Origin of the sequence: Kribbella rubisoli (assembly GCF_004217145.1) — a bacterium.
Classification (GTDB): domain Bacteria; phylum Actinomycetota; class Actinomycetes; order Propionibacteriales; family Kribbellaceae; genus Kribbella; species Kribbella rubisoli.
Window position 1 is genome coordinate 868,866 of sequence record NZ_SHKR01000013.1, and the last position, 13,379, is coordinate 882,244.

The following is a 13,379-nucleotide window of genomic DNA, read 5'->3' on the forward strand; positions in this document are numbered from 1 at the left end:
ACCACCCGCCGGACCGGCCTGAGCCTCGCGCAAGCGGCGTCAGGATGGTCGGCGGGTGGTTTTGGGTGCACCTCTGTGGCGGTGCACCGGTAACGGATCCGGCGGCGCCTCGCACTGGGCGCCTCTGCGTTGGTGCGACTTCCGTGCGGTCTAGCTCGGTGGGCAAGACCGTCCGGCGCGCCGCCGGGGATCCGTTCGTCCGGTTCGCGCCTTACTGCTCGGCGGCGGCGTCGCTCCGGTCGTCTGTGGTCTGGTTGTCGACCGCCAGCAGGTCCTCGAGCTCACGGACCTGCTCGTTGGCCATCGTGGTCATCAGTCGGTGGATCGTCATGCCAGTGAGACGCACCCGGTCCGCAGGTATGACGGGAATCCGCGATGTGACCTGGACCACGTAGGGGACAGCTACTTCTCGTCGAGCCCGTCCAGCCGCAGTGGGACGAGTTTCCGGGCGTCGTCGTACGACGTGCCGGTCAGCTCGAGCAGGTCGATGATCGTGGACCGGAGCTGACCCAGTACGACGACCGCGGACAGGCCGTGCGGCAGGGGCATCACCGCAGTACGGCGGCCGAGCTCGCCCAGCACGCGGTGTGCGGCGACATCGGCGGCCGGCTCGAACAGTGACTCGCCGATCAGGCGGGTGCCGTCGGCGAGGCGCTCGAGCAGCATCGGGTACTCCGCGGGCATCGCCTCGTCCCGCCAGACCGACACCGCACAGCGTCGTACCAGGACCCGGATGTTCCGGATCGCGCGATCCAGCGGTATGACGAGATCGGCGATCTCCTGCACCCGCCCGCGGTGCCGCCGGCGGAACGGCGACAGCCGGACGACCGCGATGCCCTCCTCGGCGGCAGCGCGCAGGTCGTCGAGCTGGGACTCGCTCGACCGGGCGCGGCGGAGCGCATCGGTAACCGCTTCCTCGTCGCGAGAGCGGAGCCCTTCGGCGGTCTCGATCAGGATCTCGGCCAGCTCACTCAGTACGCCGGAGGCTTGCTGCCGCGGACGCCTGATCGCAGCGGCCGGGGCGATCGTGGCGGCCGCCAGCGCGACGAGGCCGCCGAGGACCGCGTCCAGCCAGCGGCTGAAACCGGCGCCTGGATTCGGCAGCAGGGTGGTGACGATCGCGGCCTGGACGCCGGCCTGGGTGACCATCAGATTGCCGGCGCCGAGCAGTACGGCGACGCTCATCGCGAGCGCGATCACGAAGACTATCTGCACCACGCCGGTGCCGAACACGCGAACGAACAGGTCGCCGACGCCGACTCCGACGGCCACGCCGACCATCAGCTCGGCGACCCGCCGCAGCCGCTGGCCGAAGCTGAAGCCGAGGCACACCATCGCCGCGACCGGCGCGAAGAAGGGTGCTTTGTGGTCGAGGACGTACCGGCCGAGCGTCCAGGCGACTCCGGCGGCGAGCGCGCACTGGGCGATGAAGAAGGCCCGGCTGCGCCAGCGTTCGATCCGGAGGCGGATCGAGGCACGCGACCTCCGGGCGGCCTGCGGCGCGATATCGTCGCGCAGCTCCCGCAACTGGTCCAACGTCAGTCTGACCGGATCCACCTGCCCCATTCTGCGTCGAGCTTGATTCCATGGCTTGCGACGCGCCAAGGTTGGGCCATGAGCGAGCGGAGCGAGCGAACAGAAAGCAGAGTCGACCTTGCCGGTCAGGCTGGAGCCGAGCGGAGCGAGGTGGAGGCATGAGCGACAACAACCGTGAGGACTACGGCAGCTACTCCGTAGACGACGAGGATCAGCTGCAGAAGGAGGACACCCTGAACGACCGGGGTGTCGACGATCTGCTCGACGAGGGGTACTCGCCGCCGGAGAAGTGGTCCGCGGGCGAAGGATTCGGTACGACGGCCGACGAGGCGCTCGAGGGCGAGACGCTGGACCAGCGGATCGCCCAGGAGGTCCCGGACACCGACCCGTACGCCGAGGATGGCGAGGACGTCGGCGGCCCGGAGGTCGGCGTACGGCGCTCCGGCCGGCTGGTCGCCTCCGACGAGGGCTCGCGCGGCGACGACGACGATGAGCTGTTCGCCGAAGACGTCGGCATCGACGGTGCCGCGGCAGGAGCCGAAGAGGCAGCCGTCCACGTTGTAGACGACGAAGACAACTTCGAGCTCGAGGACGACGACGAGGAAGACCTCGAGAGCTACGACGACGTAGACCTGGGAGACGTCACCGACCCCGAGGACTGACCAACCCACCCCACCCGAGCCCGGCGCCTCGTGACCGTCTCAGGGGTCAACCCCTGAGACGGCCGGTTGCGGGCCGAGAATCCGGCTCCGCAACCGACCACGTGCGGGGTTGACCCCTGAGACGTTCAGCGGGACGGGGCCGCCTGGGGCGGGCGGGCTAGCGGTGGGTGACGGTTACTACTGAGCCGTGGCGCGGGACCAGAGTGACGTTCTTCGCCTGGGGTGGTTCAGGCTTCGGGTGCGGAGCCTGGAAGTTGTAGGCGCTCAGGGCGGCGCGGAGGATCTCCGTGCCTTCCATCAGCGAGAAGCCGGCGCCGATGCAGCGCCGGGCGCCGCCGCCGAAGGGCATCCAGGTCCCTGGCGCCGGCGGGTCGTCGGACAGGAACCGCTGCGGGCGGAACTCCTCCGGCATCGGGAAGTGCTCGGCATCCCGATGGACCAGTCCGATCGCGGCCATGATCGTCGTACCGCGGGGCAGGCGGTAGCCGGCGATGTCGGTGGTCTCGGTGAGGCGGCGGCCGACCTGGTACACCACGGGATGCACCCGCAGCGCCTCCTTGACCATCGCCTCCAGTTCGTCGTCCGCGCCGGCATCCGCGGCCCGCTGCCCGAACGCGAGATCCTCCGGGCGCCGCGCCAGCTCGTGGAACGCCCAGGCCATCGCGGTCGCCGTCGTCTCGTGCCCGGCCAGCAGCAAGGTGACCAGCTGATCCCGCAGCTCGACGTCGGACCAGTTGCCCGCAGCAAGCAGCCGCGAGAGTACGTCGTTGCGTCCGGCAAACGTCTCGCGGCGCTTGGCGATCTCGTCGTACAGGATCTCGTCGACCTTGCGCTGCGTGTCGAGGTATGTCTTCCACGGCCGGATCCGGAGCAGCGGCGGGTAGAAGCCGCCGAGCATGATCACCGGCGACACCGAGACGATCTTGTCCATCAGCGGGCGCAGGGTGTTCAGCCGGTCGATGTCGGTCACGCCGAAGATCACCTGCAGGATGATCTCGAGCGTCAGGTTCCGCATCCGCTGATGCACTTTGAACGGCTTGTCCACCGGCCATTTCGCGACCTCGGCCTGTGCGAGCTCGAGCACCATCCCGGCGTACCCGCGCAGTGCCGGGCCGGAGAACGCCGGCATCAGCTGCTTGCGCATCCGGACGTGGTCCTCGTCGTCGAGCAGCAGCAACGAGTGCGAGCCCATGATCGGTTCGAGCACCGTATTGCCCTCGCCGGCGTGCATCACCGCGGGCGGGCTGCCGAACACCTCGCGGATGTGGTCCGGCCGGCTCAGTACGACGCAGACCCGGCTCGACGGCACCAACCGGATCGTGAACACGTCGCCGTACTTCGCCCGCATCCGCGGGAAGAACGTCCGGCGGTGACTCGCGAACAGCACCGTCTGCACGAGCGTCGGGAGCTTCGGGCCTGGCGGCAACGTGCGGGCCGTCTGCCGGTCGAGAGTCCGGGAACCGAGCAAGGGTGTCGGAGCCATATCTTCACGCTACGTCAGCCGGGTGAACGCCGGGCGGGTCTTACGACAAGAAATGAGGGCCTGCGACAGTCAATAACCTGTCGTAGGCCCCCATTTCCTGTGCTCAGGCCCGCTTGAAGCGGAGGGTGAGGATTTGGAAGGGGCGGAGGTCGAGGGAGACTCCGTTGTTCGCCAGGTCGCGGTTGGCGAGGTGGCGTTCTAGCAGGTCCACCTCGGTGGCCGATGCCGCCTGGAAGGACGGGGTGATGGTGGCGCGGGAGCGGCCGCCGGTGGATTCGTAGAGGCGGACAATGACGTCGCCCGACTTGTCGTCGGCGAGCTTGACGGCCTCGACGACGATGTTGTCGTTGTCCAGGGCAACGATTGGCTCGACGCCGTCGGTGCCGCTGACGACGCGCTCGGGGAGGTTGATCGCGTAGCCCTCCTCGATCGCCTCCGGGATCCCGGCCCCGACGACCAGCGCGTGGTTCACCACGTGAACGCCCTGGTCGGTCTTCGGGTCGGGGAACCGCGGCGCGCGGATCAGCGAGGTCCGGATCGTGGTCGTCGTACCGCCGTCCTCACGCGCGGTCCGGTTGATGTCGTGGCCGTACGTCGAGTCGTTGACCACGGCAACGCCGTACCCGGGCTCGCCGACGTGCACCCAACGGTGCGCCGCGATCTCGAACTTCGCCGCGTCCCACGAGGTGTTCTGGTGGGTCGGCCGGAAGATGTGCCCGAACTGCGTCTCCGACGCCGACCGGTCTGCGTGCACGTCGACCGGGTACGCCGCCTTGAGGAACTTCTCGGTCTCGTGCCAGTCCATCTCGGTCTCGATGTCGACCCGCTTGGTGCCCGGGCGGACCCGCAGCGTCTGGGTGACGGTGGACCGGCCGAACGAGCGCGTCACGACGACGACGGCCTCGTCGTCGTCGGTGCTGAAGTCGACGCTGTCGACCTCGGTGACGTCGCGGACGTTGTTCTTGTAGAACGAGTCGACGTCCCACGCGTCCCAGTGGTTCGGGGTGTCCACGTGCAGCTGGAGAAGGTTGCCCACGGCACCTGGTGCGATGACCTCGCGCTCGGCGTCGACGTCGTACAGCGAGGTGATCAGGCCGCGCTCGTCGATCGTGACCCGGATCAGGCCGTTGTCGATCACGCCGTTCTCGACGGTGACCGCCGGGCCCGCGGTGGTAGCGACGCCCGCGCCGAGGCCGGCGACGCCGTTGCGGCCGTGCGGCGCGGCGTTGAAGACGATCTGCTCGTCACCTTCGCCGACCAGCGCCTGCTGAGCGCGGGAGATGATCGCGTCGAGCTCGTCGGCGATCTTCGCGTAGGTCCGCTCGGCCTCGCGGTGCACCCACGAGATCGACGAGCCGGGCAGGATGTCGTGGAACTGGTGCAGCAGCGCGATCTTCCACAACCGGTCCAGGTCCTCGTACGGGTACGTGTCGAGCTTGCCTGCGACAACGGCTGCCGTGGTCCACAGCTCGGCCTCGCGGAGCAGGTGCTCGGTCCGCCGGTTGCCCTGCTTGGTCTTGGCCTGCGAGGTGTACGTCGCCCGGTGGATCTCCAGGTAGAGCTCGCCGGACCAGACCGGAGCGTGCTCGCTGTACTCCTCCTCGGCGGCGCTGAAGAACTCGGTCGGGGACTCGATCGTCACCTTCGGCGAGGACTCCAGGTCCTTCACCCGGCGAGCGGTCGCGACGAACTCACGGGTGGGGCCGCCACCGCCGTCGCCGTAGCCGAACGGAACCAGCGAGCGGGTCGCGGCGCCGTTCTCCTGGAAGTTCCGCTGCGCGTGCGCGAGCTCACGACCGGACAGGTCGGAGTTGTACGTGTCGATCGGCGGGAAGTGCGTGAACACCCGGGTCCCGTCCAGACCCTCCCACCAGAAGGTGTGGTGCGGGAACTTGTTCTCCTTGTTCCAGGAGATCTTCTGGGTCAGGAACCACTTCGATCCGGACAGCTTCACCAGCTGCGGCAGCGCCGCGGTGTAGCCGAACGAGTCCGGCAGCCAGACCTCCTGGGTGTCGATCCCGTACTCGTCCAGGAAGAACCGCTTGCCGTGCACGAACTGCCGGGCCAGCGCCTCGCTGCCGGGCAGGTTGGTGTCGGACTCGACCCACATGCCGCCGACCGGGACGATGGTGCCCTCGGCAACGGCCTTCTTCAGCCGCTCCCAGACCTCCGGGTAGTTGTCCTTCACCCAGGCGTGCTGCTGGGCCTGCGAGAACGCGAAGACGAGCTCCGGGTACTCCTCGGCCAGGGTGGCGACGTTGGAGACCGTACGGGCGACCTTGCGCCGCGTCTCCCGCAGCGGCCACAGCCAGGCGGAGTCGATATGCGCGTGCCCGACTGCGGACAGCTGGTGCGCGCTCGCGTGCGCCGGACGGCTCAGTACGTCGGTCAGCTGTGCGCGAGCGTCCGCGGCGGTGCCGGCGACGTTCTCGTAGTCGAGCACGTCCAGCGAACGGCTGATCGCGCGCAGGATCTCGCGACGGCGCGGCTCCTGGGCGGACAGCTCGTTCTGCAGGCTGTCGAGCGCCTCGAGGTCGAGGATCAGGTCCCACACCTCGGCGTTGAACACGGCCAGGTCGGCGCGGGCGAGCTGGTAGATCGGGTGGTCGCCGAGCTTGGCGCCGATGTCGACCTTCGCGTAGGCGTTGTCGAGCGGGATCTCCGGGTTCGCGGCGCCCTCGACGTAGAACTCGACGGTGTCGCCGGCCGAGGCCGCCGTACCGTCCGGGCCGAGGATCGACAGCGGGGCGTAGGTCTGCCGCGGGTGCAGGCCCTTCAGCGGCTTGCCGGAGGTGGTGTGCACCAGGCCCTCGGCGGAGAAGCCGGGGCCGCCGCTGAAGCCGAGGTCGATGACCGCCTCGATCTCGCTGCCGGCCCATTCGGACGGGACCTGGCCGCTGAACTTGAACCACGCGGTGCCCCAGGCCGGACCCCACGGCAGGCCGATCTCGGCCTTCTCGTAGGTCTGCGCCAGCGCCTCGGCGGGGGACACGGGCTCACCGGGTGCGTGCCACACCTCGATGTCCAGCGGGACCGCCGCGCCGTAGATCGCGGGGCGGAGCCGCTCCCGCAGGGCGCGCCTGAGCCGCTCCTCGATGAGTTGACGGTCGTCGTGCACGAAATCAGCCTCCGGGGGAGATCCTCACGCGACCGCTACGGCCGCACGGATGACAACGCTGTCACACCTACCCCTGGCCCGTCCAGACGCAGTTTGGCCACGGTATCCAGGCTTACCTGTCGGTAGCGGTTCGGTTGCGGGCGCGGGCGCGGCTACCGCCGAGGCCCGGTTGTTGTCTAGGTTGTCTGCATGGAACGCCCCCGCCTGCTGACCCCTGCCCGGCCGACCGGGATGACCAGACGCAGCGTTCTCGGCTTCGGAGCCGCGGCTGCGTCGGCCCTGCTGGTGCCCGGTTGCTCCCGCGGCCGAGCGGACGAGCCCGCGCCCGCCGAGGCCGGCACCTTCGTCACCGGCAACCCCGGCGGCGTCTACAACGTCTTCGGCGCGGCGCTCAGCGCACTGGTGAGCGAAGTCACCGGCATGGAGCTGAAGCCGGTGCCGAGCAACGGGTCGGTCGACAACCTGGTCAAGGTCGCGACCCGAACCGCCGACCTCGGCTTCTGTACGTCGGACTCGGCGCTCGCGGCGTACGAGGGCACCGGTCAGTTCAGCAAGGGCCCGCTGCGGTTCAGCGCCCTGGCCCGGGTGTACGACAACTATGTGCACGTCGTGGTGCCGATGGCCTCGAAGGCCAAGGAACTGACCGACCTGAACCCGGCCAAGAACGCGCCCAACCAGAAGATGGTCGTCAGCGTCGGGCCGAAGAACTCGGGCACGCAGGTCATCGCCGACATGATCCTGAACGTCGCGAAGGTCGACGTGAAGCGCGTCAACATGACGCTGGAGGAGTCGGTGGCGGCGCTGGTCCCGAAGGGCAGTGCGCGGCGGGGTTCGATCGACGCGTTCATCTGGAGCGGCGGCGTGCCGACCAAGCCGATCGCGGAGCTGCAGGGCACCCTCGGCTTCCGGCTGCTGGACATCGGCAAGGTGGCCCAGACGATCGCGCTGAAGGAGTTCGGCGGTTTCGTCGTGTCGGCGATCCCGCCGTCGCAGTACGGACTGGCCAGCTCGGTGCAGACGCTGGCGGTCCCGAACTACCTGATCGCGAAGCCGGGGCTGTCGGACTCGTGGGCCTGGTGGACGGTCAACACGCTGTTCCGCCGCCAGAACGACCTGATCCTGAAGCACCCGGAAGCCGGCGCCCTCGACCCTCGCTCGGCCATCTCCACGATGCCGGTCCCGCTACATCCCGCGGCCGAACGCTGGTACCGCCAGAACCACATCTGACCCCGTCCCACCCGCCCCTCCCCGTCCCCCGCCCCGCGCTCCTGGCCGCAGGGTGGGTTATCCCGCGGTGTTGCCGGTTGTCAGGTCTTGCCAGGACGGGAGAACCGGCAAGTCGAGGGGATAACCCCTGGTCAGACGTCGTAGTCGTCGATCAGCGGGACGCGGACCTCGATCACCAGGCCGCCGCCGATCGGCGGGCGGGCGACCACGCGGCCGCCGACCCGGGCCGCCTCGGAGCGGACGATCGCCAGGCCGAGACCGGTGCCTGGCATCTCCCGGTGGTGCGCGCTGCGCCAGAACCGCTCGCCGACCTTCTTCAGGTCGCGTGAGCCAAGCCCCAGGCCGTGGTCGCGGACCGACATCACGACCTCGGTGCCGTCCCGCGTGACCGAGACCTCCACCGGCGGAGCGCCGTACTTCGACGCGTTGTCGAGCAGTACGTCGAGGATGTCGTCGACCTCGAGCTCCGGCGCGACCCCACCGGGGATCATCTCGCCGATGATCAGCTCCAGGTCATCCGCGGCGTACACGGCCTTCCAGCCGACCAGGCGCTCCTTCACTGCCTGGGAAAGGTCCAGCGGCTCCTCGCTGCCGCCGCCGTCGTCGCTGGACGGGCGGTCCGAGCCGGCCAGGCGGGACAGTCGCTGGACGATCCGGCCGAGCCGGTCGATATCGCTGAGCGCGAACCGTGCGGTCGGCGACAGCCGGGACAGGCCCTCGATGTGGATCCGGGCCGACGTCAGCGGCGTACGCAGCTGGTGCGACGCGTCCGCGACGAATTCACGCTCACGCTGACGGGCCTGGTGCAGGCTCAGTGCCATCGAGTTGAAGCTGTCGCCGAGGCGGCGTAGCTCTGGTGCACGGCCGTCGGTCGACACCCGGGTGTCGAGCGCGCCGCGGGTGATCTGGTGGGTCGCGTTGTCCAGGTCCTGCAGCGGCCGCAGCACCCAGCGGGTGATCGGCCGGACGATACCGACGATGATCGCGCCGATGCTGATCAGCAGGCCGCCGAGGAGCAGCAGCAGGCCCCGCTGCACCTGGTCGCGGGCGCTCTCGGTCGGCACCCGCAGTACGGCGGCGCCGAGGACGCTGCCGTTGTTGACGACCGGACGGGACACGATCATCTCGCCGGAGCGCCACGGCCACAGCGCGGGCGGCTCAGGCGGCAGCCGACCGGCCAGCGTGCTGTGCAGGGCTGTCGCGATAGCCGGCTCCTTCACGTCCACACCGGACACGGAGGTCGCGATGACGCGGGAGTCGACGTCGACCACGAAGACCGGCGTGTTGTACAGCTCCTGGTACCGGACTGCGAGCTCACGCAGGTTGGCGATGTCACCGGTCTGCAGCGGGGACTCCGCCATGGTGGCGAACCAGTCCGCGTCGTTGCTCCGGGACAGGAACAGCGTGCGCGACGTACTCGTGGCGATGAAGTTCGCCAGCGGGATGACGGCGACGACGGCCAGCGCGACCACCATCGGGACGAGGGACTGCAGTAGTCGACGACGCAACGGTCAGTCCGAACCCAGGCGGTAGCCGACACCGCGGATGGTCTGGACCAGTTCCGGCCGGCCCAGCTTCGCGCGCAGGCTGGCGACGTGGACGTCCATGGTCCGCGAGGACGCCTCGAAGACCGACTGCCAGGCGTACAGGGCGACCTGTTCACGAGGGACCACCCGGCCGTGGTGAGCGGCCAGCACTGCTAGCACGTCGAACTCCTTGCGGGTCAGGCTGATGGGCTTGTCCGCCACCTGAACCGTGCGAGCCTCGATATCCACGGTCAGGTCGCCGACGGTCACCCGGGGGCGGGGCTGCAAGAGACCGGTACGACGTAGTACAGCATCGATGCGGGCCAGCAGTTCGGAAATCGCGAACGGTTTGACCACGTAGTCGTCGGCGCCGCTGCGCAGGCCGCGCACCCGGTCCGCGGCCTCGCCGCGCGCCGTCACCGCGATCACCGGCACATCGGACACCGTGCGGATCTGCCGGCAGACGTTGATGCCGTCCCCGTCCGGCAGTCCCAGGTCCAGCAGGACCAGGTCGCCGGGATCCGCCGCCAGGGCGTCCGCGGCGGTGCGAACGTGCGTCACCATCAAGCCGTAGCGCCGCAAAGCGGGTATCAGGGCATTGGCGATATCGAGATCGTCCTCGACCAGCAGAATCCGGACCGCGCCACTCATGCGGTGATCGTAGGCCAGGTCACGCCCTCATGTGTCAGATCTTGGTAAAGACGTAATCACGCGACTCCGCGCAGTGTTCGGCAACATTAGCCTTCCGACCACAGGAGGGAACCGGTAGATGACTGTCGGTGTTCGTACCGGGGGAAGCGTGACCACGCCCTCCGAGGAAGAACTGGCCGAGTATGAGCAGGAACGCCCCGCTCGGCGGCTCAGGCCTGCCCTGGACCTGGTTGTTTCGGTCTGGTGCGCAATCGTCAGCGTCGGCGTCCTTGCACAGGTTTTCTTCCCACTACCACAAGGCACGCAGTTCTACTTGGTGATCTTTCTCGCAGCGGTTCTGCCGATCACGCTGCTGTGTTATCGCGGGTTTCGTCTTCCCGGCCGGGCCCGCACGCATGACGATCCGGGTGTCGTCGACTGGATTCTCGCTGCTGTCGCGTTGGCGGTCTGCGTCTATCCGCTGTTCGACTTCGACGGATTTCTCGAACGCCGGCAGACGCCGACGACGCTCGACATCGTCGCCGGCGCCCTGCTGCTGATCTTGTTGCTCGAGGCCTGCCGTCGTACGACGGGTTGGGTCTTGCCGGTCTTCAGCCTGGTGTTCATCGCCTACGCGTACTACGGGGGCTACCTGCCCTACACGTGGTCGCTCGCCCATCAGGGCTTCAACTTCGACGCGATCATCGCGCAGTTCACGATGGGCACGGCGGGGTTCTACGGGACACCGCTGAGCGTCGCGGCGTCGTACATCGTGCTGTTCACCATCTACGGCGCCGTGCTCGACTACTCGGGGGCCGGCAAGTTCTTCATCGACCTGTCCTTCGCGGCCTTCAAACGCAGCCGTACGGCGCCGGGCCGAACGGTCACGCTGGCGGGCTTCCTGCTCGGCAGCGTGTCAGGCTCCGGTACGGCGACCGCCGTGTCGCTCGGCACCGTGTCGTGGCCGATCCTGCGCCGGGCCGGCTACCCGCCCGAACCGGCAGGCGGAATGCTCGCCGCATCCGGCATCGGCGCGATCCTGTCGCCGCCGACACTGGGCGCGGCCGCGTTCATCATCGCGGAGTTCCTGCAGGTGTCGTATCTGAAGGTCCTCGGGTTCGCCGTGATCCCGACGATCCTGTATTACCTGGGGATCCTGCTCGCGATCGAGATCGATGCCCGCAAGCACGGTACGACGTCCGCGGAGACGTCGACGGACTCGGCGTGGCGGTTGCTGCTGCGGTTCGGGTACCACTTCCTGTCGTTGTTCGTGATCATCGCGTTCATGGCGGTCGACGTACCGCCGTTCAAGGCTGTCGTCTACGCGGTGATCATCCAGTTCGGGTTGTCGTTCCTGGATCGCGAGCACCGGCTGACGGGTCGGCCGCTGTTCAAGGCGCTTGCCCAGGGCACCCGTTCGGTGCTGCCGGTGGCGGCGACGTGCGCGACCGCGGGCGTGATCGTCGCGGTCACCACCCAGACCGGGCTCGGGCTGAACCTGGCCGAGATCATCGTCAACGCGGCGCAGGGGCTGACCTCGAACCACACCGCGGTGCTGATCCTGACCGTGGTGCTGTCCGGGGTCGCTGTCCTGATCCTCGGGCTCGCGGTGCCGGTGACGGCGTCGTTCATCATCGCGGCGGTGATCATCTCGCCGGCGCTGGTGAACCTCGGGGTGACGCAGCCCGAGGCGTACATGTTCATCTTCTATTACGCCGTACTCTCCGAAGTCTCGCCGCCGACCGCGCTGGCCGCGGTCGCGACGGCGGCGATCACCGGCGGCAAGGTGATGCCGACGATGTGGCAGGCGTGGAAATACACGCTGCCGGCGTTCCTGGTGCCGTTCGCGTTCGTGCTCACCGACAACGGCGCGCACCTGCTCGGTCAGGGATCGTTCGTCGGGATGGTGTGGACCACGCTGGTGTCGATGCTCGCCGTCGCCGCACTTGCTGTCGTGACAGGCGGTTGGGTGTTCGTCCGGGCGACCTGGCTCGAGCGGGCGGTCTGCGTACCTGCCGCGGCGTTGCTGCTCTACCTGGCGCCCGTAACCATCACCGTCGGAATCGGTTTGCTACTTGTTGCCGTCGTCATCAATGTGGTCCGGCGGCAGCGCCAGGCCTCTTCCGTGGAAGGAACCGTCGCCTCATGAGACTCCGCACCACTGTCGTGGCGCTTGTTGCTGTCGTCTCGCTTGCCGCCTGTGGCGGTCAGCGTGAACCTGCCGGGTCCTCGGACGGGGGCGGGCGACTGACGATTGCCACCGGCAACACGACGGGGGTGTACTACCAGCTCGGTGGTGCGCTGGCCTCGGTGATCTCTTCCAAGGTGTCCGGGTATCGCGCGACCGCCAGTGAGACCGGGGCGTCGGTGCAGAACATCCAGGGCCTGGTGGCGGGGAACTACGACATCGCCTTCTCGCTGGGTGACTCGGCATCGGACGCGGTGAAGGGCGAGAACAGCTTCAAGTCCAAGCAGGACGTGGTCGCGCTGACGCGGTTGTACAACAACTACACGCAGGTCGCCGTACGGACGTCGGCCGGGGTCAACTCGATCGCGGACCTGAAGGGCAAGCGGGTCTCGACCGGTTCGCCGAACTCGGGGACCGAGGTGATCGCGCGCCGGCTGCTGGAGGCGGCTGGGCTGGACCCGGCTCACGATGTCACTGCCCAGCGGCTGGGGTTGCCGGAGTCGGTGGACGCGATGAAGTCCGGCTCGATCGACGCACTGGTCTGGTCCGGCGGCCTGCCTACCGGCGGGATCACCGACCTGACCACGAGCCTCGGCAAAGGTGTGAAGCTCTTGCCGATCACGGACCTGTTGCCGAAAATGCAGGAGAAGTACGGTTCGGTCTACACGCAGGCGCCGATCCCCGCAGCGACGTACAAGCAGGCGGCCGACGTACCGACGATCGTCGTGCCGAACGTGCTGCTCGTCCGCAAGGACATGAAGGACGAGCTCGCCGAACAGTTGACGAAGGTCATCTACGACAACATGGATGCGCTGGTCGCGGTGAACGCGGCCGCGAAGGGCATCACGCTCGAGAACGCTGAGAAGACCGACCCGGTGCCGTTGCACCCCGGCGCGAAGAAGGCGATCGACGGGCTGAAATAGCAGCTTGCTGGTTTACCGGGTGGGTACCGGGCCTGAAGGGGTCCGGAGCGGCTCGTGACCAGCTCACAGACCGTCCTCCCCCGCAC

At 68.4% G+C, this 13,379-nt stretch carries 9 protein-coding genes; 4 read left to right on the forward strand and 5 right to left on the reverse strand.

Annotation, left to right across the window (positions count from 1 at the left end; genetic code table 11):
- Positions 1 to 402: 402 nt before the first annotated feature.
- The gene (locus tag EV645_RS24310; protein ID WP_242000618.1) at positions 403 to 1,557 is read right to left on the reverse strand and encodes an FUSC family protein; all 1,155 of its coding nucleotides are present in this window, start codon (positions 1,555 to 1,557) and stop codon (positions 403 to 405) included.
- 137 nt (positions 1,558 to 1,694) lie between these two features.
- Here EV645_RS24310 and EV645_RS24315 point away from each other — a divergent pair, with 137 nt between their 5' ends.
- Positions 1,695 to 2,198, forward strand: a complete 504-nt coding sequence (locus tag EV645_RS24315) for a DUF5709 domain-containing protein (protein WP_130446246.1) — start codon at positions 1,695 to 1,697, stop codon at positions 2,196 to 2,198.
- A gap of 157 nt (positions 2,199 to 2,355) precedes the next feature.
- Here EV645_RS24315 and EV645_RS24320 read toward each other — a convergent pair whose 3' ends face one another.
- Together EV645_RS24320 and EV645_RS24325 are read right to left on the reverse strand one after the other, a co-directional pair.
- On the reverse strand, positions 2,356 to 3,681 hold the full coding sequence (locus EV645_RS24320) for a cytochrome P450 (RefSeq protein ID WP_130446247.1): 1,326 nt from the start codon (positions 3,679 to 3,681) through the stop codon (positions 2,356 to 2,358).
- A gap of 103 nt (positions 3,682 to 3,784) precedes the next feature.
- On the reverse strand, positions 3,785 to 6,799 hold the full coding sequence (locus EV645_RS24325) for an alpha-mannosidase (protein ID WP_130446248.1): 3,015 nt from the start codon (positions 6,797 to 6,799) through the stop codon (positions 3,785 to 3,787).
- 189 nt (positions 6,800 to 6,988) lie between these two features.
- Between EV645_RS24325 and EV645_RS24330 the strand changes: the two genes are divergently transcribed.
- Positions 6,989 to 8,026 carry a TAXI family TRAP transporter solute-binding subunit gene (locus tag EV645_RS24330; protein WP_130446249.1) on the forward strand — a complete coding sequence of 346 codons (1,038 nt, stop codon included), beginning with the start codon at positions 6,989 to 6,991 and terminating at the stop codon, positions 8,024 to 8,026.
- Between the two features lie 131 nt (positions 8,027 to 8,157).
- On the opposite strand, the gene EV645_RS24335 is transcribed toward EV645_RS24330, so the two are convergent.
- Complete coding sequence (locus EV645_RS24335; RefSeq protein ID WP_242000619.1) at positions 8,158 to 9,534, reverse strand: sensor histidine kinase; 1,377 nt, start codon at positions 9,532 to 9,534, stop codon at positions 8,158 to 8,160.
- Between the two features lie 3 nt (positions 9,535 to 9,537).
- Positions 9,538 to 10,203 carry a response regulator transcription factor gene (locus EV645_RS24340; RefSeq protein ID WP_012918592.1) on the reverse strand — a complete coding sequence of 222 codons (666 nt, stop codon included), beginning with the start codon at positions 10,201 to 10,203 and terminating at the stop codon, positions 9,538 to 9,540.
- Between the two features lie 118 nt (positions 10,204 to 10,321).
- Between EV645_RS24340 and EV645_RS24345 the strand changes: the two genes are divergently transcribed.
- Both EV645_RS24345 and EV645_RS24350 read left to right on the forward strand, forming a co-directional pair.
- Positions 10,322 to 12,331, forward strand: a complete 2,010-nt coding sequence (locus EV645_RS24345) for a TRAP transporter permease (RefSeq protein WP_130446250.1) — start codon at positions 10,322 to 10,324, stop codon at positions 12,329 to 12,331.
- Positions 12,328 to 13,293 carry a TAXI family TRAP transporter solute-binding subunit gene (locus tag EV645_RS24350; RefSeq protein ID WP_130446251.1) on the forward strand — a complete coding sequence of 322 codons (966 nt, stop codon included), beginning with the start codon at positions 12,328 to 12,330 and terminating at the stop codon, positions 13,291 to 13,293. Before EV645_RS24345 ends, EV645_RS24350 begins: the two co-directional genes overlap by 4 nt.
- Positions 13,294 to 13,379 lie beyond the last annotated feature (86 nt).

What these genes read in the sequence shown, in the direction of transcription:
- EV645_RS24315 (WP_130446246.1), top strand. Translation starts at nt 1,695, where the DNA reads ATGAGCGACAACAACCGTGAGGACTACGGCAGCTACTCCGTAGACGAC.
- EV645_RS24320 (WP_130446247.1), bottom strand. Translation starts at nt 3,681, where the DNA reads ATGGCTCCGACACCCTTGCTCGGTTCCCGGACTCTCGACCGGCAGACG.
- EV645_RS24330 (WP_130446249.1), top strand. Translation starts at nt 6,989, where the DNA reads ATGGAACGCCCCCGCCTGCTGACCCCTGCCCGGCCGACCGGGATGACC.
- EV645_RS24340 (WP_012918592.1), bottom strand. Translation starts at nt 10,203, where the DNA reads ATGAGTGGCGCGGTCCGGATTCTGCTGGTCGAGGACGATCTCGATATC.
- EV645_RS24345 (WP_130446250.1), top strand. Translation starts at nt 10,322, where the DNA reads ATGACTGTCGGTGTTCGTACCGGGGGAAGCGTGACCACGCCCTCCGAG.
- EV645_RS24350 (WP_130446251.1), top strand. Translation starts at nt 12,328, where the DNA reads ATGAGACTCCGCACCACTGTCGTGGCGCTTGTTGCTGTCGTCTCGCTT.